Source organism: Pontibacillus sp. ALD_SL1 (genome assembly GCF_017355605.1).
This window is the reverse complement of record NZ_CP062974.1, coordinates 22,192-48,646: the sequence shown is the minus strand read 5'-3', so window position 1 is coordinate 48,646 and position 26,455 is coordinate 22,192. Positions and strand designations below refer to the sequence as shown.

Genomic DNA, 26,455 nt, shown 5'->3' with positions numbered 1-26,455 from the left:
TACCTTACATATATAAGTTCACTAATAGTCCTTTTATTTCTCCAATAATGCCTAATACATCAATGGATTTCTTTTCTTGATTCATGACTTCATCGGTTAATTCCGCTAACTTATCATCTACAGACTGCACAATTGTGAGTTTTCGGCTCTGACCGTCCATACTCCAACTATGGGATTGTTTTAAGTCCATCCCATACTGAACAGATTCTTGTACAAATGATTTTACAAGTCGCTTATACTTGGCTAAATCTTTGAAAGAACGAAAGCGAGCAACTTTCTCTCCTTGTTTCGTAATATCTCCCATAAGGCGATGCAATTCCTGCTGACGCATCTTTTGTGATTCAGATTGTACCATCTGACCAAAACCTTGGGGGCCAGTAGAATTCGGCCTTATATTTTTTTGAGCTGAATCAAGCTGTGACCTTAAGTCTTGACCGATCTTCATACCATCATCCCCCTATGCTAAAATTGAAAGAAAGATTCCACAGGCAGCACGAAAACAGTAGCTCCGCCTACTTCCACCTTAACAGGCTTCGGTATATAGGAATCTGCATTCCCCCCCATAGGGGAAATAGGTGCAACCATTTGTTCACGTTGACTACAATTATCACGAATAATATCTAGTACACCATCAACATGATGATCCTCGCAGCCAATCATTAAAGTTGTATTGCCTTCTTTTAGAAAGCCACCCGTAGTGGATAATTTGGTCGTTTTATACTGATGATCAGCTAATGCGTTCGTTAACCGATTGCTATCTTTATCTTGTATAACCGCCACAATCATTTTCATGACGATATCCTCCTTATTAAAACCCATTTGTACCTTATTATAACAAGAATTTATCAAGTTACGAAGACCATCTGTTAAATAGCGGAAGAAACTTTTCGAAATGCATCTTCTATAACGACCTCTAACGTATGGTCTGCATCTATAGTTTGAATTCGATTCGGAAACTTATGAATTAGCCACTGGTAAGCTTCATAGACCGTATGATGGAATTTGATGTGTTCTAAATCTAAACGGTTTTGTTCTCTACCTTTATTCTGATCAATCCGCTCTAATCCTCTTTCAGGTGAAATATCAAAAAATAACGTCAAATGAGGCATGTACCCCTCGATAGCAAATTCATTGATACGTAGCACTTCTTCCATCCCTAACCCTCTTGCATGGCCTTGGTAAGCTAGGCTGCTATCAATAAAACGATCACAAAGTACGATCTTGCCTTCTTCCAAGGCTGGTATAACCTTTTCTACAAGATGCTGTCTTCTAGCAGCTGCATATAATAAAGCTTCTGTTCGTCCATCCATCGAGGTGTGTGTCGGATTGAGTATGACTTGGCGAATTTTTTCAGCAATATCAATTCCTCCTGGTTCTCTGGTCATCACAACGTCATGTCCTTCATTAAGGAGGCGTTCACCTACGGCTTTCAATACTGTTGATTTGCCAGCTCCCTCTCCACCTTCAAATGTAATAAATGTTCCTTCCACATTCATTCTCCTTTATTCTCTTTCTATATAAACGTGCATCCCTTTCTCATAAAAAGGTTCTTTCGTTTGAATATGTTTGTCTTTCTTCAGTAACTCCACAATCCGATCTATGTGTTCTCTTTGAATGCGCTCTCCCTTCATAATTAATGGAATCCCAGGGGGATATGGAGTAACAGAAGCGCTTGCTACTCGTCCAATGCTCTCTTGCCAGTACACAAACTCTCGATTCATGCTATCTAATTCATAGTATGAATAAGGGTTCGGCTGAACCGTATTAAAAACGGGAGAAGTATCTTCCTCCATTGTAGCACGGTTAAATTCTGACTTGGTTTTTAATTTAGACTCTACTTTTTCAAATATACTCTTTAGTTGATATATTGAATAATTAGGAGTTAGTGCTAGCGTAAATAAAATGTGTTGATTATCTACTAGTTCAGGATAAAGACCCTCCTTCTCTAAATAAGAAGCGACGATCTGTGAGTCGATATGGTCTACAATACGGAGGGTTAGCTTAAACGGATCATCTACTCCCTCTTCTAAAGGCACAAGTGTCCATAACAAACCATTAGACAAAGATGAACGCAGTTTAGTAATCCAGTCTATACTTGTTTGAAGATCCTCTTTAGAATAGTTTGCCAAAAAGTGTCTAGCTAAATCTAATGAAGCTAATATTGGATACGACGGACTACTTGATTGAAAAACCTGTAAATAGTGAGTAATTTGCCTCGGATCTACCCGATCGGAATTTATATGAAGATATGCTCCCATTGTCATAGCCGGCGCCATTTTATGAGCGGATTGCACCACTACGTCAGCCCCCAAAGACAGAGCAGACTTAGGTAATAAAGGATAATTTAATGAAAAGTGTACACCATGAGCCTCATCAACTAAAACGGGTACGTTGTAAGAGTGAGCAAGATCAATAATTTCTTTCAAGGGAGTCGTACGTCCATAATAATCAGGGTACGTTAAGATAATCCCAGAAATACTAGGGTGCATTTTAAGCGCCTTCTTTATATCGTCTTTATGAACACCTGTAAAGCGTTCATATTTCTCTTCATAGTGAGGGGAAAGAAAAACAGGTTTAGATCCTGACAGTTCTAATGCATGTATAATGGATTTATGACTGTTACGTTGCACAAGAAAAGGTCTCCCTTTCTTTTGAGTTGCTAGAATCATAGCGAGGTTTCCTGAAGTACTGCCCCCAACTAAAAAGTATGAAGCTCTAGTCTTAAACCACTCAGCAGCTAATAGTTGTGCTTCCTCAATGATCCCCTCTGGTTGATGGAGATCATCCAGGCCTGTAATTTCTGTCATATCAATCGATAATATGTCCTTAAATAATTGCTTACCGATTTGTGGAAATACAGTTCCACTCTTATGACCCGGAACATGCATAGAAAAATGAGGTGCTATAGTCATTTCGATTAATGCTGAATACAAAGGGGTTTGTGATTGCGACATAATAATCCTCCTGTTATATGTATAAAAAAAGGTGCTAAAAAGGAAAAACGTTCCCTTTTACACACCTTTTATCACTATACTATGAATATTGCTTCGTTTGGGTTATATTCTTTAGTTTCTTTAAGAAATAATGATACTGCTGATCTTCCGGTGCCGTTTGGATGATTTCCTTTTCACAATCCCTACATATAAATAGGTTGTATAAGTGGATCCCATGCTCTCTTTTGCAATCACACACTCCACAAGTTTCATAGATTGATTGTTCTTTCCTCACATTCTCCACCTCCGTACTAGTATTGTTTCCCATGTAGCTTTTTTTATACAAAGCGTAAATAAATCTATGTGTTTGATAATGTACGACAGAAGAGGGTGTTTCGTGTTTGTACGTTTACTATTTCTCTGCACAAAAAACCTCAAAGGATATGATCCTTTGAGGTTACGTTGCATGGCGGCGTCCTACTCTTGCGGGGGTGAAACCCCGACTACCATCGGCGCTGAAGAGCTTAACTTCTGTGTTCGGCATGGGAACAGGTGTGACCTCTTCGCCAAAACCGCCATACTATTGTTTTTGTTGAAGGAGTACCTTCAAAACTAGATAAGAATTAAGACATCGTGCCTGATCACGTGTATGCGCTTGAGCTGACTTCCAGCTCCAACTCCCAGACCCTAGCGTATAAGTCATCTTCTTTCCAAAGGCTAATCGCCTTTTCCAAGAAGCTGTCTTATCCGTACGGGTCTAAGCGGTCGTTTGCGCTTTAGATAGATAAGCCCTCGATTTATTAGTATCGGTCAGCTGCACGTGTCACCACGCTTCCACCTCCGACCTATCAACCTTGTCGTCTACAAGGAATCTTACTCACTCGAAGTGATGGGAAATCTCATCTTGAAGTGGGCTTCATGCTTAGATGCTTTCAGCACTTATCCCTTCCGCACGTAGCTACCCAGCTGTGCTCCTGGCGGAACAACTGGTGCACCAGCGGTGCGTCCATCCCGGTCCTCTCGTACTAAGGACAGCTCTCCTCAAATTTCCAACGCCCACGACGGATAGGGACCGAACTGTCTCACGACGTTCTGAACCCAGCTCGCGTACCGCTTTAATGGGCGAACAGCCCAACCCTTGGGACCGACTACAGCCCCAGGATGCGATGAGCCGACATCGAGGTGCCAAACCTCCCCGTCGATGTGGACTCTTGGGGGAGATAAGCCTGTTATCCCCGGGGTAGCTTTTATCCGTTGAGCGACGGCCCTTCCATGCGGCACCGCCGGATCACTAAGCCCGACTTTCGTCCCTGCTCGACTTGTAGGTCTCGCAGTCAAGCTCCCTTGTGCCTTTGCACTCTGCGAATGATTTCCAACCATTCTGAGGGAACCTTTGGGCGCCTCCGTTACTTTTTGGGAGGCGACCGCCCCAGTCAAACTGCCCACCTGACACTGTCTCCGGACCGGATCACGGTCCTGGGTTAGAATGTCAATACAGCCAGGGTGGTATCCCACGGATGCCTCCACCGAAGCTAGCGCTCCGGTATCGACGGCTCCCACCTATCCTGTACAAGCTGTACCAACATTCAATATCAGGCTACAGTAAAGCTCCACGGGGTCTTTCCGTCCTGTCGCGGGTAATGCGCATCTTCACGCATAGTATAATTTCACCGGGTCTCTTGTTGAGACAGTGCCCAATTCGTTGCACCTTTCGTGCGGGTCGGAACTTACCCGACAAGGAATTTCGCTACCTTAGGACCGTTATAGTTACGGCCGCCGTTTACTGGGGCTTCGGTTCAAAGCTTCGCATAAGCTAACTCATCCCCTTAACCTTCCAGCACCGGGCAGGTGTCAGCCCCTATACTTCACCTTTCGGTTTCGCAGAGACCTGTGTTTTTGCTAAACAGTCGATTGGGCCTTTTCACTGCGGCTCCTCCTATGAAGGAGCACCCCTTCTCCCGAAGTTACGGGGTCATTTTGCCGAGTTCCTTAACAAGAGTTCTCCCGATCACCTTAGGATACTCTCCTCGTCTACCTGTGTCGGTTTGCGGTACGGGCACCTCTTTCCTCATTAGAGGCTTTTCTTGGCAGTGTGAAATCAGGAACTTCGGTACTATAGTTCCCTCCCCATCACAGCTTGTGATTGATGCACGGATTTGCCTATGCATCTCACTCACTGCTTGGCCGCTCACATCCAGTGGAGCGGATTCCCTATCCTACTGCGTCCCCCCGTCATTCAAACGGAAAGGAGGTGGTACAGGAATATCAACCTGTTATCCATCGCCTACGCCTTTCGGCCTCGGCTTAGGTCCCGACTAACCCTGAGCGGACGAGCCTTCCTCAGGAAACCTTAGACTTACGGTGGAAGAGATTCTCACTCTTCTTTCGCTACTCATACCGGCATTCTCACTTCTAAGCGCTCCACCAGTCCTTACGGTCTGACTTCACAGCACTTAGAACGCTCTCCTACCATTGTTCGTAAGAACAATCCACAGCTTCGGTGTTATGTTTAGCCCCGGTACATTTTCGGCGCAGAGTCACTCGACCAGTGAGCTATTACGCACTCTTTAAATGATGGCTGCTTCTAAGCCAACATCCTGGTTGTCTGAGCAACTCCACATCCTTTTCCACTTAACATAAACTTAGGGACCTTAGCTGGTGGTCTGGGCTGTTCCCCTCTCGACTACGGACCTTATCACTCGCAGTCTGACTCCCAAGGATGAGTCGTTGGCATTCGGAGTTTGACTGAATTCGGTAACCCGATGAGGGCCCCTAGTCCAATCAGTGCTCTACCTCCAAGACTCTTACCTTGAGGCTAGCCCTAAAGCTATTTCGGAGAGAACCAGCTATCTCCGTGTTCGATTGGCATTTCACCGCTACCCACACCTCATCCCCGCACTTTTCAACGTGCGTGGGTTCGGGCCTCCAGCCAGTGTTACCTGGCCTTCACCCTGGACATGGGTAGATCACACGGTTTCGGGTCTACGACCACATACTATTTCGCCCTATTCAGACTCGCTTTCGCTGCGGCTCCGATTTTTCATCTTAACCTTGCATGGGATCGTAACTCGCCGGTCCATTCTACAAAAGGTACGCTGTCACCCATTAACGGGCTCCAACTACTTGTAGGCACACGGTTTCAGGTTCTATTTCACTCCCCTCCCGGGGTGCTTTTCACCTTTCCCTCACGGTACTGGTTCACTATCGGTCACTAGGGAGTATTTAGCCTTGGGAGATGGTCCTCCCGGATTCCGACGGAATTCCTCGTGTTCCGCCGTACTCAGGATCCACTCCGGAGGAAACAAGATTTTGACTACAGGGCCGTTACCTTCTTCGGCTGACCGTTCCAGATCATTCATCTATCTTGTTTCTTTGTAACTCCAATGGAGTGTCCTACAACCCCAGAGAGCAAGCTCTCTGGTTTGGGCTAATTCCGTTTCGCTCGCCGCTACTCAGGAAATCGCGTTTGCTTTCTCTTCCTTCGGGTACTGAGATGTTTCAGTTCCCCGAGTCTACCTTCCTTAACCTATGTATTCAGTTAAGGATCCTACCCCATTACGGGTAGTGGGTTTCCCCATTCGGAAATCTCCGGATCATAGCCTACTTACGGCTCCCCGAAGCATATCGGTGTTAGTCCCGTCCTTCATCGGCTCCTAGTGCCAAGGCATCCACCGTGCGCCCTTATTCACTTAACTATCTAAAATCAATGTGAAAAGACGCATCATAATGATGCTTACGTTAAATCTAACGTTGGTTTGATGTCTAATTCTTATCTAGTTTTCAAGGTACTGTTTGAAAGCATTTGAGCTTCCAAAACCGAACGAAACAAACATGGTCAATGGTTTAATGGCACAGTATGTGCCTGCTAGCAAGTCCCGAAGGACTCGCTAGTTCCGTAATATCCTTAGAAAGGAGGTGATCCAGCCGCACCTTCCGATACGGCTACCTTGTTACGACTTCACCCCAATCATTGGCCCCACCTTCGGCGGCTGGCTCCAAAAAGGTTACCTCACCGACTTCGGGTGTTGCCAACTCTCGTGGTGTGACGGGCGGTGTGTACAAGGCCCGGGAACGTATTCACCGCAGTATGCTGACCTGCGATTACTAGCGATTCCGGCTTCATACAGGCGAGTTGCAGCCTGCAATCCGAACTGAGAATGGTTTTTTGAGATTTGCTTGACCTCGCGATCTCGCAGCCCTCTGTACCATCCATTGTAGCACGTGTGTAGCCCAGGTCATAAGGGGCATGATGATTTGACGTCATCCCCGCCTTCCTCCGGTTTGTCACCGGCAGTCACCTTAGAGTGCCCAACTGAATGCTGGCAACTAAGATTAGGGGTTGCGCTCGTTGCGGGACTTAACCCAACATCTCACGACACGAGCTGACGACAACCATGCACCACCTGTCATTCCGTCCCCGAAGGGAACTCCCTATCTCTAGGGATAGCGGAAGATGTCAAGACCTGGTAAGGTTCTTCGCGTTGCTTCGAATTAAACCACATGCTCCACCGCTTGTGCGGGCCCCCGTCAATTCTTTTGAGTTTCAGCCTTGCGGCCGTACTCCCCAGGCGGAGTGCTTAATGCGTTAACTTCAGCACTAAGGGGCGGAAACCCCCTAACACCTAGCACTCAACGTTTACGGCGTGGACTACCAGGGTATCTAATCCTGTTTGCTACCCACGCTTTCGCGCCTCAGCGTCAGTTACAGACCAGAGAGTCGCCTTCGCCACTGGTGTTCCTCCACATATCTACGCATTTCACCGCTACACGTGGAATTCCACTCTCCTCTTCTGTACTCAAGTTCCCCAGTTTCCAATGGCCCTCCACAGTTGAGCTGTGGGCTTTCACATCAGACTTAAGAAACCGCCTGCGCGCGCTTTACGCCCAATAATTCCGGACAACGCTTGCCACCTACGTATTACCGCGGCTGCTGGCACGTAGTTAGCCGTGGCTTTCTGGTTAGGTACCGTCAAGGTACCAGCATTTCCTCTGGTACTTGTTCTTCCCTAACAACAGAACTTTACGATCCGAAGACCTTCATCGTTCACGCGGCGTTGCTCCGTCAGACTTTCGTCCATTGCGGAAGATTCCCTACTGCTGCCTCCCGTAGGAGTCTGGGCCGTGTCTCAGTCCCAGTGTGGCCGATCACCCTCTCAGGTCGGCTACGCATCGTCGCCTTGGTAAGCCGTTACCTTACCAACTAGCTAATGCGCCGCGGGCCCATCCATGAGTGACGGCCGAAACCGCCTTTTACCAGTGAACCATGCAGTTCACTGGGTTATTCGGTATTAGCTCCGGTTTCCCGGAGTTATCCCGATCTCATGGGTAGGTTGCCCACGTGTTACTCACCCGTCCGCCGCTCGATCCACAACAATCACCCCGAAGGGATCATGTTGTTTCACGCGCTCGACTTGCATGTATTAGGCACGCCGCCAGCGTTCGTCCTGAGCCAAGATCAAACTCTCCATAAAGTTAGAGTTTGCCTAGCATCAAATAAATGATTACTGGCTTTAAAAATATTTTAAAGACATTGACGTTACATGTTGTTTCGTTCAGTTTTCAAAGATCAAATGTTTCTTTTAAATTGTTAGTATAACTTGTCCGCCGTTTAACAGCGACTTAATCATCTTAACATGTGGTTAATTTTGAGTCAATAACTTTTTTAAAAAAGTTATATTCTCTTTTTTAACCTGATTTCTAACTTCTTATAGAAGTTGGCGATTGTTTCTAGTATAATAAGAAACTTGCGCGTTTCGAAATCGTTTTGTTTTGCCGCTCTCAATGCGACATAAATAAATATACCACGCTGTAATTTATAGCGCAATGGTTTTTCTATATTTTTTTGGTTTTTTTATTAAAAAAGTACATAAAAACAAGAAAAACCCGCTCGTAGCGGGTTTTTCTTTTGTTAGTAGTATTTTCTATTAAACGACAAACATTTGAATTGCAGCAAGTGAGGCTAGACCAGGAAGTCCTAGAAACCCTGACACGAAAGCTGTGAATACGTTTATAGGAATGTGGATTCCCAGAGAAGCACCAAATACATTGAAAAAGAATAAGAATAAAACACCGATAACGACCTTAATTGCTCCACTTCCTATAAAACGCAATGGTTTTAAAGGAGCACCCGCTAACAGCAAGACACCGATCATCATAACTACGCTTATAATAATGACTGTAGTATCCAAAATAAATCCCCCTTTGCCTGTCCTACATTAAATGTATGAACAAACCCAGGGGGAAATGACAAAATCATTGATTCATGGCTCTTATTTCTCTTTTCCTTGCTTCTTTTAATAAGTAGAAGTACTTCGCTTCTACTAAATGTAAATCCATTATACCTTTCTCACTTGCATCAATACTATGCTCCATTATTCGCTCAAGAGATTCCCATTCTTGCTTGAGACGTTGGATTTGATCCAGAAGCTGTTGATCGCATTCTTTTTTCTTGATCCTTTTACGTCTAAACATGATGTCTCCTCTTTTACAATTCTCTTCTTCCTTCTAATGCCTTAGATAATGTGACTTCATCCGCATATTCAAGATCGCCTCCCACAGGTAATCCGTGAGCAATTCTTGTAGTGCGGATACCTGCTGGTTTTACTAGGCGTGAAATATACATTGCTGTAGCTTCTCCCTCTATATTAGGGTTTGTAGCAATGATGAGTTCTTGGACTCCTTCATCCTGAAGGCGGTTAATTAGACTCGAGATATTAATATCCTCTGGTCCAATTCCATCCATAGGAGAGATCGCCCCATTCAATACATGATACCTGCCACTGAACTCTTTCATTTTTTCCATAGCAATTACATCTTTAGGGTCTTGTACTACACAGATCACACTTGAATCGCGTTGTTCATCTTGACAAATGGCACAAGGATCCTGATCGGTAATGTGACCACATGTAGAACAGTGAGTTAGTTCTCTTTTGGCACTCACTAATGCTTTAGCAAAGTCTAAAACATCATCTTCTTGCATTTCTAATACGAAAAAAGCCAGGCGCGCAGCCGTCTTGGGCCCAATCCCTGGCAATTTCGTAAAACTATCGATCAATTTGGAGATGGGTTCCGGATAGTACATCTTAATTCCTCCTAGAACATTCCAGGCATATTCATTCCTTTAGTAAATTGCCCCATTGTATCGTTCGTTTTATCATCTACTTGCTTTAATACATCATTTGTAGCTGCAAGGATTAGATCTTGTAGCATATCAACATCATCAGGGTCTACAACATCTTCTTGGATTTCTACATCAGTAATCTCTTTCTTACCATTAGCTACTACTTTAACAACACCGCCACCAGCTGTAGCTTCGAAGCTCATCTCGTGTAGTTCCTCTTGAGCTTTCATCATTTTCTTTTGCATTTTCTGCATTTGCTTCATCATATTATTCATATTACCTTTCATGGCAATACCTCCTTTAGTCTTCTTGAATATCTAATAAATCATCGCCAACTAACTTACGCGCTTCAGCTATAAGTGGATCATCCTGTTGAGATTCCTCTTCTGGTTGATCTTGTTGACGTTGCTTCTGGACATACTCCTCACGCATCTCTTGCCAATTCGTTTCAGGGATTGGAATAATGGTAATTTCTTTCCCCATAAACTCAAGCAACTGCTGCTGGATAATGGCTTGGTTTTCAAGTGCAAGTGAGCAGTGAATTTCATATTTGAAAGACAAGACAATTGCATTGTCGGATGCAGCTCTTGGTGTACTATTCATTAACCTTGCATGAGCTGGCGGACTCGTCTGTCTAAGCGAATCCATGAAGTTAGCCCACTGGTTTTTAATCGTTTGTAAATCTTGTTTAGAAGCCTCATTCATAACGTGTCGAATTCGTTCGAAAGGAATCTTATAAGCATTCTTTCTATTGGCCTTTTGCTGCGGACGCTTTGGTTCCGCAGGAGAAGGGGATGCTGTCGGTTGCTGTTGAACATTGGCTAACCGCTTTTCCAATGCCTCAACTTGTTGTTGAAGCTTTTGAACAGATTCTGGTTCTATTGAAGACTGAGGTTGAGCTACTGGTTTTGCTACACCCTGAATATCACAAATATTCAACATAGCGATCTCAATGAAAACCTTCGGGCTGTTTGTCCATTTCATCTCTTGTTGGCACTGATTTAGGACAGATATTGTTTGTTGAATCCAGTCAGAAGTAATAGACCCACTTAACTGCTTAAACGACTCATCTGGTATAGCGCGTTCAAGAATATCTTCAAGTCCTGGTGCACTTTGATAAAGAAGGAGGTCTCTTAAGTAGTAGATAAGGTCAAATATAAAACGCCCCGGGTCTTTCCCCTCTTGGATGAGCGAATCTACCTGCTGTAAAGTTTCCTTCACATCATTCTGTTGCAAGGTTTCTACAATAGTAGCTAACTTTTGCTGAGAAACGGATCCTGTTACGGCCAGTACATCATCTATACCTACTTGCGCTTCACTGTATGAGATGGCCTGATCTAGTAAGCTTAACGCATCGCGCATACCACCCTCTGCAGAAAGAGCTACGGCTTCCAATGCTTCTCTCGTCACATCAATTTGTTCCTGGTTCACAATGTGTTCCATCCGCTCCACAAGGGCTCCCTGTGAGATACGTTTGAAATCAAAACGTTGACACCTGGATATGATGGTGAGAGGGATTTTATGAGGTTCTGTAGTTGCTAGTATAAAGATGACATGTTTAGGTGGCTCTTCTAACGTTTTTAACAAGGCATTAAATGCTCCAATAGAGAGCATGTGTACCTCATCTACAATGTAAACTTTATAAGGAACAGAACTTGGTGCATATTTCACCTTATCGCGTATATCCCGTATTTGTTCTACTCCGTTATTAGAGGCCGCATCAATTTCAATAACATCTGATATGGATCCATCCATAATACCTAAACACGCTGAACACTCATTGCATGGCTCTTTAACGGGAGAACGTTCACAGTTTATCGTTTTAGCGAAGATTTTAGCTGCACTGGTTTTCCCTGTCCCTCGAGGTCCTGAGAACAAATAAGCGTGGGAAAACTTATTCTGGACAGTCGCATTTTGCAATGTGCGTGTAATATGTGTTTGTCCAACGACATCAGAAAAGTTTTTCGGACGCCATACCCGGTATAAAGCCTGATAACTCATTGTTCCCAATCTCCTTTATGGTTTCTTCCTCATTATACCTAAATGAAGAGGGGCATTTCAAAAGTTATTTCCCCCTCCAACCTATATCTTTACTATTAATTTTCTATAATAAAAAACTCACCCTATTAAAAGGTGAGTTGAGTTTATGTATTGGCGCCGTGCACCCACCGTCGATGAGGCGGCCCCAAGCGTTACTTGAGTTCATGGCTCGACCCGGGCTGTCCCGCAACACACGGGAATGACCGCTTACTGCTGCTTCCTTCCGGACCTGACAGGGTTTACGGGTTCCCATTGTGCGGGACCCGGGTGTCAACACCAATCCCTCAAGGCAGACCTTGAAACCGCCCCACCTTGGGTGGGAATTCGGCCTCGCTATAGCGGATTGCGAGTACAGGACACCGCTACCTTCCCGCTTAGCACGGCAAACTTGTTATCAATTTGTTCGTGCGCTCTTCTTTAAGTGCGCAATAATTAGTATATCTATTTTTTATTTAAAATGCAAACAAAAATGCCGTTTGTGTTCTGTAAGTTATTGTAAGTCTTTTTTCAAACGTTTCTTCTTCGCTCTCAGTTCACGAAAAAAATCAGTCAGAAGGCGACCGCATTCTGGTTGAAGCACTTCAGATACCACTTCACATGTATGATTGAAACGGTCATCTTGCAACAAGTTCATAAGTGAACCTACACAACCTGCTTTTTGATCATATGCCCCAAAGATAACACGAGGTATTCTAGATTGCAATATGGCTCCTGCACACATAGGGCAAGGCTCTAGAGTGACGTATAATGTGCATTCCTCTAGTCGCCAGCTCCCCACAACTTGGTTAGCTCTTTCAATTGCAATAAACTCAGCATGGGAAGAAGCTAATTGTTCTGTTTCTCGTACGTTGTGCCCTCTAGCAATCACTTCTCCATCCTTAACAATTACAGCACCAATTGGTACCTCACCTTTTCGTTCTGCTTTCTTGGCTTCTTCTATAGCTATTTCCATAAATGCCACATCGTTCATGTTATCACTTCACTTTACTTGTTTAATTCTCAAAACTCTAGAAAGAATAACAGTTAAAGGGAGGTTCATCTAATATGACCAAAAAGACTGCCATTCTCTTTATTGATTTCATTAATGATTTTGACTTTCAACACGGATCATTGCTTTTAAAAGAGTGTTACACTATGCTACCAAATATTTTACGATTAAAAACTTACGCCAACAAGCACAACCTTCCTATTATCTACATAAATGATCATTACAAACTGTGGCAAGCAGATTTGAACCGAATTATAGATAAATGTACAAATGAACAAAACAAATCTTTTCTTAAACAAATTGCTCCAAGTGAATCTGATTACTTCCTTATTAAACCGAAGCACTCTGCTTTTCATCAAACAGCTCTGCAAGCTCTTCTGGTTGAATTAAATGTAAATCACCTCATTATAAGTGGTATTGCGGGGAATATTTGCGTCTTATTCACTGCAAATGATGCCTATATGCGAGAATACACCCTACACGTTCCGTCTGATTGCATTGCCTCTAATGCCGTAGAAGATAACATCTACGCTTTAAAAATGATGAAAAATGTTTTAAAAGCGGACATTTCACCTATTCACAAGAAATGATCTACTCATACTTCCCCCTCTTCTTACATAAGTCTTAATTAGTTAAGCATTTAAAAAGGGGGGCAATGGTGTGCAGATTCATGTCGTGTCTTCAGGCGAAAGTCTATATAGTATAGCGAATCAGTATAGCGTTCCAATGGAGGAGATCGTAACAGCAAATGAGCTAGATGCACCAAATAATTTAGTCGTTGGGCAAGCTTTGGTCATTCCCGTTCAAGGCGATTACTATTTCGTAAAAAAAGGGGATTCACTATTCTCTATTGCGAAACAGTATGGATTAACAGCCCAGGAACTAGCCAATATCAACAATATCCCTGTCGATAAACCTCTCCCTCTAAATTTACGTCTATATATTCCACCGCAACCAAAAGTAGAAGCCGCCTTTAATGGCTATGCAGAAACATATGGGGAAAAAGTATCACCTGAATTAGAGGAATATGTGAGGGAGCACGCTAAATCCCTTACGTACTTAGCACCTTTTAGTTATGAGATTAACCGTGACGGCTCACTCATAGAACCTCCACTTAATGATTACTTTTCCATAGCCAAAGAAAACAATGTGGAAATGATGCTTGTTGTAAACAATATTGAAGAAGGTGGTTTCAGCAAAGAACTAGGACGCCTCATTGTAACAGATGCAGAACTACAAGATACATTACTCAGCAATCTTATACAAACAGCTAAAGATAAAGGGTTTGGGGACGTTCATTTTGATTTTGAGTTTCTCCCACCAGAGACAAAGGAAGACTACAATAACTTCCTTCGAAAAGCGAAGAAGCGTCTCTCTGCAGAAGGATTACAAATGTCAACAGCATTAGCTCCTAAAAAAAGTGCTGAACAAACAGGAGCATGGTATGGCGCTCATGATTATAAAACCCATGGCGAAATTGCAGATTTCGTCGTGCTTATGACGTATGAGTGGGGATATAGCGGTGGTCCACCTATGCCAGTATCTCCAATCGATCCAGTACGAAACGTAGTTGAGTATGCTTTAAGCGTTATGCCAGCAGAAAAAATCTTCCTCGGTCAGAATCTCTACGGATATGACTGGACGCTTCCTTATAAGAAAGGGAATGAACCTGCTGAAGCTCTATCGCCTCAAAAAGCTATCCGAAGGGCTAGAGAAAATAATGTAGAAATTCAATTTGATGAAGAAGCTAAAGCTCCATTTTATACGTATAAGGACGCTAACGGAAACAAGCACGAAGTGTGGTTTGAGGATGCGCGCTCGATTCAAGCGAAGTTTGACCTCGTAAAGGAGCTGGGGTTAAAGGGCGTGAGTTACTGGAAGTTAGGCCTTCCTTTCCCTCAAAACTGGCAGTTAATCGAAAGTCAATTTGATGTGGTTAAACGATAAAGTATCTGTACCTAATAAAGTAATTTAAGAAGAGAGGGGGCGCTATATTTGCGCCCCCTCTTTTGATTGCACTCTAAAAATCACCTATCTTTAGCCTCAACTCGTAAGTTGCGTCATTAACAAACAGTTGCTTTTATTTTTCTTCTTGTACTAAAAACCGCTCCTTTACCACAAGCTATCATTGTACGAAAGGAGCGGTATTGAATGTCTGTCATTTTAAAATCTATCCTTATGATAACAGCTGGGGTATGTTTACTGAGGTTCGCAGGAAGAAAGTCTATTTCTCAAATGTCTTTAGCACAAACAGTTATTATGATTTCAATTGGATCGATCATCATTCAACCCATAATTGAAACAAGTGTTTGGCGAACTATAGTAGCAGCCTCTGTTTTTGTACTATTTCTCATTATTCTTGAATACCTGCAACTGAAATTTAACTCCTTGGAGAAGTTAGTGACCGGAAAGTCCCGGGTTGTAATTCAAAATGGCCAGCTTCAAATGAAAGAGTTAAAAAAACTCCGTTTATCAGTCGATCAGTTAGAGATGCTCGTACGACAGCAAGGCATTACGCAGCTGGCTTCTATACAAACAGCAACAATTGAACCTAATGGGCAGTTAGGATACGAATTAAAAGAGGAAGAGAAGCCATTAACCATTGGGGAATTTAAGCGACTTATACATCCTTCTATGCTTAAACAAGTGCCAAACCCATCTCCCCAATCAAATAGCGATATTTTTAAAGAGATGACGAATAAAAGACTTCACTCAGATCCAAAACTAAAATAATTTTCATCCCTCTATAAAAGTAATGGTTCTCACCTGACATTCGGCTGATGTATAGGCGTCCTCCCATAACTCAGCCGTAATGGAGTCACTTACTCTTTTATATGGAATAGACACTGTAAAAGGGCCCTCAAATGGAAAGGGCTTAACCGCAATATGTTTTCCATCCACCCATGCTGCCTCTAAGCCGTTTGGAGCAATTGAAAAAGTCTGGGGGAATCCATCCCGAAACCACGATAACTCGTCCTCCTTCTTCACTCCAGGTGGATTCATACAACAATACAAGGAAAGGTCATCGCAAAATTGAAGAAAGTCTAAATGCTCCTTTAGGTTATCAGCTTCTTCTGAAAGAAAGGAAAGGAGGCGTTCTCTTCTCCTTTCTTCATTATGTAAAAATTCTCTTACCGATTCTGATAACGTATCAGCTTTCGAGTAAAAGGAAGCATAATGCATGCTACACATTACCGCTGCATAAGAAGAGTGTTCTTCAACCTCATCAATCCCTCGTTGATACGCAATCACCTTTTCTTCTTCAGGGAAATCAATGAAAGAATACGGTTGCTGTTTATGATTATTCCAACGAGGTTTCTGATCTAAAGGAATCCAAGCACGATCATGGTAGGCGACTGCATACTCTACATCACTCCTAGGTTCTCCACCCACGAATTCATTCCCCATCCATTTCTTAGCCATGATCCCTGACACAAGAGCGTGGTGGTGCTGTTGAAATAATAGTATATGATTAGGTTCTCTTACAACGATCATATTCATCCCTCTTCCTTAACTAGATAAAATCCTGCAACCTATTTAGTTGCAGGATTTTAATATCTCTATTCAGTTACTCTTACCTTTACGCCAATAGTTTAAGCGATTCTCGGTTAAATGCAGGAATATCATCAGGTTGGCGACTTGTAACAAGCTGGTTACCGCATACTACAACCTCTTCATCTTTGTAATGAACACCTGCATATTCCATATCTACAGAAATAGATGTAAAGCCTGTAGCTGTACGTCCTTCTAGTGATTTAGCTGTAATAAGCAACTGAGGACCATGACAAATGGCAAATACGGGCTTTTTCTCATCCATGAAATGCTTAGCAAACTTCACGAAGCGTTCATCCGCACGCAATTGGTCAGGGGAAAAGCCTCCTGGGATAAGTAAAGCATCAAAGTCTTCAGGTTTCACATCGTCAATGCCTTGGTCGATTGTTACCGATTCATTTCCTTGCTTACCAGTAACCGTTTTCCCTTTCTGTTTCTCAATAGTTACAACTTCATGACCAGCTTCTTTAAATGCCTTAACTGGATCTGTGTATTCTACGTCTTCAAAAAGTTCTGTTACGACACATGCAATTTTACTCATGATGATCTCCTCTCCTTTGCTTTGAGTACATTTCCTATATTTCCCTTACAAGAATTCTTTAAACCATTGAACAAGTTATTGTCTATCACTCATTCGAAACTGCTGAAAAATAGCCCCTTCACCTTCTGGGTACACCACCCTACCAGCAATAGTATTAATCATCTTTATATTTCTACTGACAGAAAGACCTAAGTTATTTGCCCCCGTGCCATGGGAGTGGCTAATATTTGTAGTAACAAATATCTTATGATTACGATTCTGTTTAAATACGATTTCACAATTACGACCAACCTTAAATAGGTTCTCATCCTCATAGACAACTCCTTCAGCGAAGCGATTGTTAAACCAATCGGGAATGTTAGGCTTATACCCCGTAGCTAAAACAACTTTGTCCGTATTATAAGTGAAGGTGTCATCTGCTTGCCATTGATGACAATGCAGCTTGTAGCTTTCTTCAATTTTCTCAATAGAACTCACTTCCGTTACAGGCTGAATCGTAACGTCGTTTTGATTTGAACCGATAGAACGATGGTAAAGCCAATTATAAATATTACTAAGAGTAGAAGGGTCGACTCCATTTTGTAAAGAATCTAGATCAGACAGAGTGTTCTTTCTTTGTTCGTACGTTAAGGAATTGAAATAAGTTACATAATCTGGAGAAAAGAATTCTTGTGGTAACTTAGCTGTATCTAACTGAAAGAGTCCTGGTGAACGTGTTAGCCATGTTATCTCGTAGCCATAATGCCCCTGTTCCGCCAAAAGATCTTCAACAATCTCAGCAGCACTTTGTCCTGACCCTATTACAGTAACTTTATCTCCTTTCACTATTTCTTCTTTTTTATATAAATAGCGACTCGTATGCACAACATCCTCTTCAGGCAACCCTTCCATTCCATCTAGGATTAGAGGAGTACTACCTGTCCCCATCACAATATGCTTTGCGTTATAACACTCTCTTTCACCTGTATTCATATCTTCTACCGTTACTTTATAAAAATGGGACCCATTACTTTGATCTTCCTCAACATCCACAACCCTTTTACTGAAATGCAAGTGTTCAAGCTGACCTGCTACCCATTGTAAATACTCATTGTATTCTTCCCTTGGAGCCTGAAGTTCTTGGAAAAAGAAAAATGGGTACAAGCGATTTTGCTTATGTAAATAATTCACGAAAGAAAAGCGGCTCGTTGGGTCTGCAAATGTTACTAAATCCGCCAGAAATGGTACTTGCAAATTTGTCCCTTTAATCAACATACCAGGATGCCATTCCAATTGGTTTGTTTGTTCAAAGAAAACCCCATTTAAATCTTCCACTGGGTCTAATAGTGCCGCCAATCCTAAATTAAAGGGTCCTACCCCAACACCGATTACATCATATAATTGATTAGACATTCTTAATCCACCTTTAGTAGAGAGTCTTCTTCATTTTCCCTCAATATCAGGAAAATAAAACAAAAAGAGTAACCTCTATATGTTAGAGGTTACTCTTTTAGATATAGATTCATCAATTAAAAGAAGAATGAGTACGGTTGGCTATCATTCTCTACAGTCCATATAACCTGCCAGAACCAGAAAATATTCTTTATATAGTGAGTGTCTATATAGTTATGTTTCGTAATGAAGTATTTTATTTACCTCTTCAGTTTCATGAAGAAGATCCTTTAATGTGTATTGATTTAAAACATAGAAAAAAGACTGTAAGGCCTCTTCTAAAGCATACTTTAATTGACCAGATGGTTTAAGAGCTTCCTCTTTAGAATCAGACTGAACATAATCAATTAGGACAAAATCACTCTCCATTTTACGAATGACGTCTCCTAAATTAATATTTTCAGGTCGTTCTAATAGCTTAATCCCACCTGACCTCCCTCTAATGGTTTGAATTAATTCTAACTTTCCAAGATGAAAGACCACTTTGCTTAAGTGGTTTTGAGAGATATCAAATGCTTGAGAAATTTCTTTAATCGAAGATAGGTGATCTTGTTCTTTGGAACCTACATAAACAAGAACCCTTAAAGAGTAATCCGTGTACTTTTTTAGACGCATGCATTCTGCTCCTTTTCCGCCGTCTGTTTTTATTATATTATTATAGCAAAAAATATAAGTACAAACGAACAGTAAAGAAGAGATTTTTTTGATGTATTTCATTCTAAATACTGATATACCAATAATGACGGGATTTATTAACATTCTATTAAATGTATTAAGTTTATCTTAAAATGCTCTCAAACTACAATTATAGTGTAAAATTATTATATTAAATTAAATATACTATAAAACAGATATTTTACTCACAACTACAAATCCCCCTACTAAGCAGAAGTGGGGTAATGATAATTATAAGGGTTACCTCTATTGTTTTATCATTATGGTAGGTTCAAGGAAGGGATCATGATAATGAAGATGACTTAAAGATATAAAGTTAACAAGTGTCATTATAGAGGGGAGCATCCATACAACCTTAGTCTAAATATAAAAAGCTGTTCCACTTGGAACAGCTTTTTATATTTATTCTTCTAGAGTTGAAACATCTCCCGTAGGAAGGCCTAGCTCCCACGATTTTAATAGTCTTCTCATAATCTTACCACTTCTTGTCTTAGGAATTGTATCTTTCACTTCTAATTCACGAGGCGCAGCATGAGCACTTAACCCTTTCTTGACAAACTGTCGAATCTCCTCAAGTAGCTCTTCCGATTCAGAGTATCCATCATTCAAAGTAATAAACGCTTTAATGATTTCTCCTCGCTCAGGGTCTGGTTTACCAATAACTCCAGCCTCTGATACTGCAGGGTGTTCAATCAATTTACTTTCTACTTCAAATGGACCCACTCGTTCTCCAGAAGTATTAATGACATCATCTAATCGACCCTGGAACCAAAAGTACCCTTCTTCATCCTTGTACGCGCTATCTCCTGATATATACCAGCCATTTAAGAAATAGCTCTCATATTTCTCAGGTCGCTTCCAAATCGCGCGCATCATGGACGGCCAAGGTGCCTTAATGGCTAGGTTCCCCATCTGGTTTGGAGGAAGTTCGTTTCCTTCATTATCAATAATAGAAGCCACAATACCTGGGAATGGTTTGCCCATGGAACCTGGTTTCATATCAAGAGCAGGGAAGTTACAAATTAATTGCCCCCCAGTTTCAGTCATCCACCACGTATCATGGATGCGAAGCTCTAGCGCACTCATTCCCCAGGCAATAACTTCTGGATTTAAAGGTTCACCAACACTTAGAACATGACGGAGGTGTGTTAGATTATACTCCTTCACAATATCTTCCCCGGCACTCATCAACTTACGAAAAGCTGTAGGAGCTGAATACCAAACGGTGACTTCTTTTTCTTGCAGCGTCTCGTACCACTGTTCAGGGCTAAAGCGCCCACCACGGACGAGGTTTGTCACACCATTTAGCCAAGGAGCAAAGATCCCGTAACTCGTACCAGTTACCCAACCTGGATCAGCTGTACACCAGTAGATATCATCTTCTTTCAGATCCAGCACCCATTTACCTGTTTGATAATGCTGAAGCATTGCATTGTGAACGTGATAAACCCCTTTTGGCTTCCCTGTTGAGCCCGAAGTATAATGGAGAAGCATTCCATCTTCTAAATCGACCCATTCTACATCAAAGCTTTTAGAAGCCTCCTTCATCTCAGCATGATAGTCAATGTAAGCCTCCCCTTTTTGATCTGATTCACCTACTAAGACAACTTTTTTTAGATGAGGTAAATCACTAAAAGGCACACGCTCTAATAATTCGGGTGTGGTAACTAACATAGAAGCTTCACTATCTTCTAAACGGTCACGAACCGCTTGTTCCATAAATGCTTCAAAGAGAGGTCCAGCAATGGCCCCGACTTTTAGAATTCCGAGAAATGACGCATAAAACTCCGGACTACGAGGCATGAACAAAAAGACTCGATCTTCTTTCTCCACCCCATGTTTTTTCAGTACATTCGCAAATTGGTTGCTTGATTGTTTTAAATCAGTAAAAGTTAGCTTCTCTTCTCGATCAGGGGCAGAATAAATAAGTGCAATTTGATCCGCTTTATCTGGGTTTTCAGCATGACGATCAATGGCTTCATACGCAATATTTACTTTCCCTGTCGTATGCCAGCTAAAATTGGATTTAGCTTCATCCCAATTAAATTTCTGATACGTTTCCTCATAGTTATTCATGTTGAAATTTCCACTTTTGGTCTCAATACGTTGCATGTTCATCCAATCACCTCGTCCCCATTTTTGTAAACGATTACAGACCTCCATAAAAAAAGAGATAATCGTTTGATGTTTAAACTATTTAAAAATTCCGTTAATTATCTCTATTGTATGTGATTCAATTGTAAATTTAAAGCCATAACCCTCACAATAATTGGAATAACCTATTGGAATCAGAAAAAAAGTCCTGCAAGGAGTACCTTACAGGACTGTCAACATCATAATTTTTTTATTTCTTCTTTGAGTTATAATCCATATATACAACCTGGGTCACAAGGAAGTCCTCTAAACCGTGCTTACCATCAGCACCACCTATACCGGATTTACGAAGTCCTTGGTGATAGCCTTGAACAGCTTCCATATTCTCACGGTTTACATACGTTTCACCAAATTTAAGTTCATTTACAATACGCATTGCTTCACTTAAGTCTTCTGTATAAACGGAAGAGGAAAGGCCATAATCAGTATCATTCCCTTTTTCAATTGCTTCATCTATTGTAGAGAAAGTAGAAACCGGAATGACAGGTCCAAAGATCTCTTCTTCTATAACAGTCATATCATGTGTAACATCAGCTAAAATAGTTGGTTCATAGAAAAATCCTTTTTCCTGTTCCCCACGTTTTCCTCCTGTCACAATACGTGCACCTTCATTTACCGCACTTTCTACCATCTTCTCAACTTCCTGTATACGGTCTTCACTAATTAACGGGCCTACATCAGCACCTTTGTCCTGAAGTGGGTTACCTAACTTTTGTTCTTCGAATGATTTATGAAGGCGATTTATGAATTCTTCTGCAACACTCTCATGTACATATACTCTTTCGGCATTTGTACAAGCCTGTCCATTGTTAATTAAACGAGATTGCGTAACGTTTTCAACTGCTACGTCTAGATCAGCATTAGCTGTTACAATGGCCGGTGCTTTACCACCTAATTCAAGGTTTACTTTAGTGATATTTTGAGCAGCAGCTTCCATCACCTTCGTACCAGCTCCAACACTACCAGTCATAGAGATCATATGAACCTTTTCATGAGTAGCCATTGCATTACCTAGTGTTCCACCCGTGCCGGTAATAAAGTTGTAAATTCCTTTTGGCAGATCCATTCCATCGATAATTTTTGTGAATTCTGCTGCTGTATTTGGTGTTTGTTGACTTGGTTTCAGTACAATAGAACAACCCGTTACAAGGGCCGTAGCAACTTTTCGAGCTAATATGAATACAGGGAAGTTCCAAGGAACAATACCAGCAACGACACCAATAGGTTTTTTATAGACCATAATATTTTCATTTGGGCGATCACTTGGTACAATTTCACCTTCAATTCTACGTGCCCATTCTGACATGTAACGGAAGTAATCTATTGCAAGATCCACTTCTCCACTTGCTAGTTCATAAGCTTTCCCTTGCTCTTCTTGCAATAACTGAATAAAGGTGTCACGTTTTTCAGCGATTTTATCACCCATTTCACGGACCGCTTCTCCTCGCTTAATAGCTGGAGTTAACTCCCACTCCTTTTGGGCATTAAATGCTGCTTCAACAGCTTTGTTTACATCTTCTTCTGTCCCCTTAGGCGTTCTTGAAATCAGTTCTTCAGTTGACGGATTTATAATATCAATATACTCACTACCTGTGGAATTAACATATTCGCCGTTAATGTATAATTTATGGGTTTGCATGAAAATCCTCCTTAAATGAGTGTTCTCCAGGAATTTACCTCATTACCTAAAAACCAAAACTATCTAATAGGTTCTAAAGGCGTTCGTTGACACCTTTCTCCGCCACTTATATACTAAAGTTATTAAAAGTATAGAACATTCCGATTCGGGAGAGGTTCTAGCTAAACCCTCTATAAAAAACTAAAGAACAAGAGGTGGATCTTCGCTCAATGAAGACATCCTCTTTTTTTGTTCTTTGAGAAAGTGGTGACGAACAATGGCAGGAAGAAAAGATGAAGAACTAGAAGGAGTTACGTTACTTGGCAACCAAGGAACAAATTACTCTTTTGACTACGATCCAGAAGTCTTAGAATCATTTGATAACAAGCATCCTAAGCGCGATTATTTCGTTAAATTCAATTGCCCTGAATTCACAACACTGTGCCCTAAAACAGGACAACCTGACTTTGCAACGATCTATATAAGCTATATCCCAGGTGAAAAGATGGTAGAAAGCAAATCCTTAAAACTATACCTTTTCAGCTTCCGTAACCACGGAGACTTCCATGAAGACAGCATGAACATCATAATGAACGACCTAATCAAACTCATGGACCCTCGCTATATTGAAGTATGGGGCAAATTCACCCCAAGAGGCGGCATATCCATCGACCCATACTGCAACTACGGAAAACCCAACACCAAATACGAAAAAATGGCCGAACACCGCCTGATGAATCATGATATGTATCCAGAAACTATAGATAATAGGTAGAAAAGCGCAGGCGACTGTTCAGCCCCGTACGCATAAGCAAGCTAACGGAAGTGGCAGAAGGCCACTGGAGTTAGATTGCTTATGACGCTAGGGGCTAGGAGCCGGAGCTAGACACTAGAAAAGCATAGGCGACTGACCAAGGTAAAGAGGAAGCTCGACTAAAACCGCCACGTCCTGTGGCAACGTCGAGCGACCCCACATCGTGTGGGGCCGGATAAGCAAGCTGCTGCAAGTCTGCGCAGCAGACTGGAAGTAGATTGCTTATCGCGCTAGGCCCTCCCCGCCGGAGCTAGACACCATGAAAAGCGCAGGCGGCTTGCCCAGGGGCGTACGGATAAGTAAACTGCCGGAAGTGGCGATTAGCCGCTGCAGGTAGTTTACTTATCTCGCTAGCCCCTAGCCCGCCGGAGCTAGACACCATGAAAAGCGCAGGGGGCTTGCCCAGGGGCGTACGGATAAGTAAACTGCCGGAAGTGGCGATTAGCCACTGCAGGTAGTTTACTTATCTCGCTAGCCCCTAGCCCCCCGGAGCTAGACACTAGAAAAGCGCAGGCGGGGTGACAAGGTTAAATCGGAAGCTCGACTAAAACCGCCACGTCAATAGCCAACGTCGAGCGACCCCACATCGTGTGGAGCCGGAGCTAGACACCAAAAAGCCAAGTACAAATAAGTACTTGGCTTTTTACTACTCTTTTTTCGCCTCTTTCAGTTCTTTAGGCTCTTCATCATCATCTAATAATTCCCTCGTAGATTGCTTAAACTCAGCTAAGGTTTTCCCAAATGCTGCACCGATCTCAGGCAGCTTCTTCGGGCCAAATAATAGGAGAGATAGAATCAAAATCAACACTAAACCAGGGATTCCGATTTGAGGAAGCATAAGGCTTCACTCCTTCTGTTTAAAAATTAAACGAGAGAACCACCATTTTTACGATACTTTTTAATACCCTCAGCAGCACGATAAGCAAGTGCGCCTACTGTATCCGTTGGGTTCACACCACCATTATGGGCAAAGGCTGAAGCTCCTACTACAAATAAGTTCTCAGCATTCCAATGCTGCAAATAGCTATTCACAACAGAGGTATTCGGATCTGCGCCCATTATGGCTCCACCTGTATTATGTGTAGTTTGATAAGGTACAATACTGTAATCTGTTAATTCTGGGTTTGGAACTGTTTTAGAAGCCCCCATTTTTTCTGAGATTTCTGCTGTTTTTTGAGTAATATACTTTTGAAGTTTCTTATCCTGATCTGTAAAGTTGTAAGTCATACGTAATAACGGTAGTCCATATGCATCTTTATATGTTGGATCAAGATCTAAGAAATTCTCTTTATAAGGTAGAGACGCACCTTGTGATCCGATCGTTAATGTACGTGTATAGTATTTAATCGAGTTGCTTTTAAATTCTTTCCCCCACCTTGGTGTTTCCGGAGGAGTTGGGTTGTTAGCAATTGGACGTTTCCCTGTTTGGGTAATGGAAATAACGCCTCCATGAATGAAATCCAGGTCAGAATGATCAAAGTTATCACCATAGAAATCATTGATAGAAGTACCAAGCGCACCGGCTCCCATAAAGGTGTTGAACTGCTCTTCCTCATAAAAGCCTGTAGCTCCAGGAAGAATTTGATAGCAATAACTACGACCTACAACACCTTGGCCTGATTTGGGATCATATTTTTGACCGATGTCTGACATCAATAAGAATTTCACATTATTCATTACATATGAGGTAAGCGCAACGACCTCAGCAGGTTGAATAAATTCCTCGCCACTTTGTACGTCTACATACTTTACGCCCGTTGCCTTGCTTCCATCATAAATAACTTCAGTTACATTAGAATGGTATCGAATTTCATAGTTTCCAGATTCCCTGGCAGCTGGAATAACCGAAATCACCGGATCCGACTTTGCTCCATATTCACACCCGAATCGCTCACAAAATGCGCAGTACTGACATGCGTTGATCTGCATACCATACTGATTTTTATACGGTTCAGAAAGGTTAGCTGACGGAATTCTATAAGGCTTGTACCCTAATTCCTTCGTAGCTTCTGCAAACTTATCAAGTGAACGAGTACTCTTCATTGGTGGTGTTGGATAAGGATTACTCCGTTTACCTGCCATAGGATTCTCTTCACCTGATATTCCGCAGGCTTTCTCAAACTGGTCATAATAGGGCTCTAACTCGTCGTATGTAATGCCCCAATCCTGAACAAGGTAGCCATCTTTAATTTTTCCTTTCCCATACTTTTTCTCTGTCATTGATTTAATTTCGAAATCATAAGGGAAAAAGCGGTACGTTTGACCATTCCAGTGCACACCCGCTCCACCTAGGTTTTCTCCTAGAAGAAAGGAACCTAGTTGACGCATAGGGAGAGCACGTTGTTTACGATTATTTCGAAACGTAATAGTTTCTTTTGAAGTGTCTTGCATTAATTCATAGCGGAGTGCATAACGTAACTCATCGTGCCCATGCAAATAATCTTCTGTTGACCGTTCTTTTCCTCGTTCAAGCCCCACTACTTTCATACCATCCTTAGCTAGCTCAGCTGCTAAAATACCGCCTGTCCAACCTACTCCTACTGTGACCACATCAACTTTTGGCAATGTCTTTGCCATATGATCTCCGCC

The 26,455-nt window shown here is 42.1% G+C and carries 23 protein-coding genes, 3 rRNA genes, 1 other RNA gene and 1 riboswitch; of the genes, 4 read left to right on the top strand and 23 right to left on the bottom strand.

Annotated elements, in window-relative coordinates:
- Positions 1 to 4 precede the first annotated feature (4 nt).
- The 15 genes from IMZ31_RS00240 to tadA all read right to left on the bottom strand — a co-directional run bounded on the left by IMZ31_RS00240 (position 5) and on the right by tadA (position 13,063).
- Positions 5 to 445, bottom strand: coding sequence for a YaaR family protein (locus IMZ31_RS00240; RefSeq protein WP_188656083.1), 441 nt, complete (start codon positions 443 to 445; stop codon positions 5 to 7).
- A gap of 17 nt (positions 446 to 462) precedes the next feature.
- Complete coding sequence (locus IMZ31_RS00235) at positions 463 to 792, bottom strand: cyclic-di-AMP receptor (RefSeq protein ID WP_188656084.1); 330 nt, start codon at positions 790 to 792, stop codon at positions 463 to 465.
- A gap of 74 nt (positions 793 to 866) precedes the next feature.
- Positions 867 to 1,490, bottom strand: a complete 624-nt coding sequence (gene tmk / locus IMZ31_RS00230; RefSeq protein ID WP_207528777.1) for a dTMP kinase — start codon at positions 1,488 to 1,490, stop codon at positions 867 to 869.
- A gap of 12 nt (positions 1,491 to 1,502) precedes the next feature.
- A complete protein-coding gene (locus IMZ31_RS00225) occupies positions 1,503 to 2,954 on the bottom strand; it encodes an aminotransferase class I/II-fold pyridoxal phosphate-dependent enzyme (protein ID WP_207528776.1) in 1,452 nt (483 codons plus the stop codon).
- Positions 2,955 to 3,033: 79 nt separating this feature from the next.
- The gene (locus tag IMZ31_RS00220) at positions 3,034 to 3,261 is read right to left on the bottom strand and encodes a sigma factor G inhibitor Gin (RefSeq protein WP_207528775.1); all 228 of its coding nucleotides are present in this window, start codon (positions 3,259 to 3,261) and stop codon (positions 3,034 to 3,036) included.
- 136 nt (positions 3,262 to 3,397) lie between these two features.
- Positions 3,398 to 3,513: ribosomal RNA gene (rrf, locus tag IMZ31_RS00215) — 5S ribosomal RNA — on the bottom strand.
- A 200-nt stretch (positions 3,514 to 3,713) separates the two neighbouring features.
- Positions 3,714 to 6,628: ribosomal RNA gene (locus tag IMZ31_RS00210) — 23S ribosomal RNA — on the bottom strand.
- 213 nt (positions 6,629 to 6,841) lie between these two features.
- Positions 6,842 to 8,404 (bottom strand): 16S ribosomal RNA (locus IMZ31_RS00205).
- Together the 16S, 23S and 5S rRNA genes form the textbook arrangement of a ribosomal RNA operon.
- Positions 8,405 to 8,857: 453 nt before the next feature.
- The gene (locus IMZ31_RS00200) at positions 8,858 to 9,121 is read right to left on the bottom strand and encodes a pro-sigmaK processing inhibitor BofA family protein (RefSeq protein ID WP_207528774.1); all 264 of its coding nucleotides are present in this window, start codon (positions 9,119 to 9,121) and stop codon (positions 8,858 to 8,860) included.
- A 64-nt stretch (positions 9,122 to 9,185) separates the two neighbouring features.
- Complete coding sequence (locus IMZ31_RS00195; protein WP_207528773.1) at positions 9,186 to 9,404, bottom strand: YaaL family protein; 219 nt, start codon at positions 9,402 to 9,404, stop codon at positions 9,186 to 9,188.
- A gap of 13 nt (positions 9,405 to 9,417) precedes the next feature.
- Positions 9,418 to 10,014 carry a recombination mediator RecR gene (recR, locus tag IMZ31_RS00190; RefSeq protein WP_036780666.1) on the bottom strand — a complete coding sequence of 199 codons (597 nt, stop codon included), beginning with the start codon at positions 10,012 to 10,014 and terminating at the stop codon, positions 9,418 to 9,420.
- 11 nt (positions 10,015 to 10,025) lie between these two features.
- Positions 10,026 to 10,340: a YbaB/EbfC family nucleoid-associated protein gene (locus IMZ31_RS00185; RefSeq protein ID WP_036780665.1), complete on the bottom strand. Its 315-nt coding sequence runs from the start codon at positions 10,338 to 10,340 to the stop codon at positions 10,026 to 10,028.
- A 13-nt stretch (positions 10,341 to 10,353) separates the two neighbouring features.
- On the bottom strand, positions 10,354 to 12,054 hold the full coding sequence (gene dnaX, locus IMZ31_RS00180; RefSeq protein ID WP_207528772.1) for a DNA polymerase III subunit gamma/tau: 1,701 nt from the start codon (positions 12,052 to 12,054) through the stop codon (positions 10,354 to 10,356).
- Positions 12,055 to 12,210: 156 nt separating this feature from the next.
- Positions 12,211 to 12,476: signal recognition particle sRNA large type (gene ffs / locus IMZ31_RS00175), an RNA gene on the bottom strand.
- Positions 12,477 to 12,583: 107 nt separating this feature from the next.
- Positions 12,584 to 13,063 (bottom strand): tRNA adenosine(34) deaminase TadA, encoded by a 480-nt coding sequence (gene tadA / locus IMZ31_RS00170; protein WP_207528771.1) that lies wholly within the window; start codon positions 13,061 to 13,063, stop codon positions 12,584 to 12,586.
- 74 nt (positions 13,064 to 13,137) lie between these two features.
- Here tadA and IMZ31_RS00165 point away from each other — a divergent pair, with 74 nt between their 5' ends.
- From IMZ31_RS00165 to IMZ31_RS00155, 3 genes are all read left to right on the top strand, one after another.
- The gene (locus tag IMZ31_RS00165) at positions 13,138 to 13,671 is read left to right on the top strand and encodes a cysteine hydrolase family protein (RefSeq protein WP_207528770.1); all 534 of its coding nucleotides are present in this window, start codon (positions 13,138 to 13,140) and stop codon (positions 13,669 to 13,671) included.
- 70 nt (positions 13,672 to 13,741) lie between these two features.
- On the top strand, positions 13,742 to 15,028 hold the full coding sequence (locus tag IMZ31_RS00160; protein ID WP_207528769.1) for a glycoside hydrolase family 18 protein: 1,287 nt from the start codon (positions 13,742 to 13,744) through the stop codon (positions 15,026 to 15,028).
- Positions 15,029 to 15,232: 204 nt separating this feature from the next.
- Positions 15,233 to 15,814, top strand: a complete 582-nt coding sequence (locus tag IMZ31_RS00155) for a DUF421 domain-containing protein (RefSeq protein ID WP_207528768.1) — start codon at positions 15,233 to 15,235, stop codon at positions 15,812 to 15,814.
- Positions 15,815 to 15,817: 3 nt separating this feature from the next.
- On the opposite strand, the gene IMZ31_RS00150 is transcribed toward IMZ31_RS00155, so the two are convergent.
- The 6 genes from IMZ31_RS00150 to aldA form a co-directional block, all read right to left on the bottom strand.
- Positions 15,818 to 16,576, bottom strand: coding sequence for a DUF3891 family protein (locus tag IMZ31_RS00150; RefSeq protein ID WP_207528767.1), 759 nt, complete (start codon positions 16,574 to 16,576; stop codon positions 15,818 to 15,820).
- Between the two features lie 85 nt (positions 16,577 to 16,661).
- Complete coding sequence (locus IMZ31_RS00145; RefSeq protein ID WP_207530255.1) at positions 16,662 to 17,177, bottom strand: type 1 glutamine amidotransferase domain-containing protein; 516 nt, start codon at positions 17,175 to 17,177, stop codon at positions 16,662 to 16,664.
- A gap of 72 nt (positions 17,178 to 17,249) precedes the next feature.
- Positions 17,250 to 18,566, bottom strand: a complete 1,317-nt coding sequence (locus IMZ31_RS00140) for a lysine N(6)-hydroxylase/L-ornithine N(5)-oxygenase family protein (protein WP_207528766.1) — start codon at positions 18,564 to 18,566, stop codon at positions 17,250 to 17,252.
- 213 nt (positions 18,567 to 18,779) lie between these two features.
- Entirely contained in the window at positions 18,780 to 19,220 is a 441-nt protein-coding gene (locus IMZ31_RS00135; RefSeq protein WP_207528765.1) for an RrF2 family transcriptional regulator, read from the bottom strand.
- 462 nt (positions 19,221 to 19,682) lie between these two features.
- Positions 19,683 to 21,398 carry an acetate--CoA ligase gene (gene acsA, locus IMZ31_RS00130; protein ID WP_207528764.1) on the bottom strand — a complete coding sequence of 572 codons (1,716 nt, stop codon included), beginning with the start codon at positions 21,396 to 21,398 and terminating at the stop codon, positions 19,683 to 19,685.
- 226 nt (positions 21,399 to 21,624) lie between these two features.
- Positions 21,625 to 23,073, bottom strand: a complete 1,449-nt coding sequence (gene aldA / locus IMZ31_RS00125; RefSeq protein WP_207528763.1) for an aldehyde dehydrogenase — start codon at positions 23,071 to 23,073, stop codon at positions 21,625 to 21,627.
- 145 nt (positions 23,074 to 23,218) lie between these two features.
- Positions 23,219 to 23,263, top strand: a riboswitch (PreQ1 riboswitch).
- A gap of 66 nt (positions 23,264 to 23,329) precedes the next feature.
- Here aldA and queF point away from each other — a divergent pair.
- Positions 23,330 to 23,827, top strand: a complete 498-nt coding sequence (gene queF / locus IMZ31_RS00120) for a preQ(1) synthase (RefSeq protein ID WP_207528762.1) — start codon at positions 23,330 to 23,332, stop codon at positions 23,825 to 23,827.
- A gap of 685 nt (positions 23,828 to 24,512) precedes the next feature.
- Here queF and tatA read toward each other — a convergent pair.
- Complete coding sequence (gene tatA / locus IMZ31_RS00115; protein ID WP_207528761.1) at positions 24,513 to 24,704, bottom strand: twin-arginine translocase TatA/TatE family subunit; 192 nt, start codon at positions 24,702 to 24,704, stop codon at positions 24,513 to 24,515.
- Positions 24,705 to 24,730: 26 nt separating this feature from the next.
- The gene (locus tag IMZ31_RS00110; protein WP_207528760.1) at positions 24,731 to 26,443 is read right to left on the bottom strand and encodes a GMC family oxidoreductase; all 1,713 of its coding nucleotides are present in this window, start codon (positions 26,441 to 26,443) and stop codon (positions 24,731 to 24,733) included.
- Positions 26,444 to 26,455: the final 12 nt, after the last annotated feature.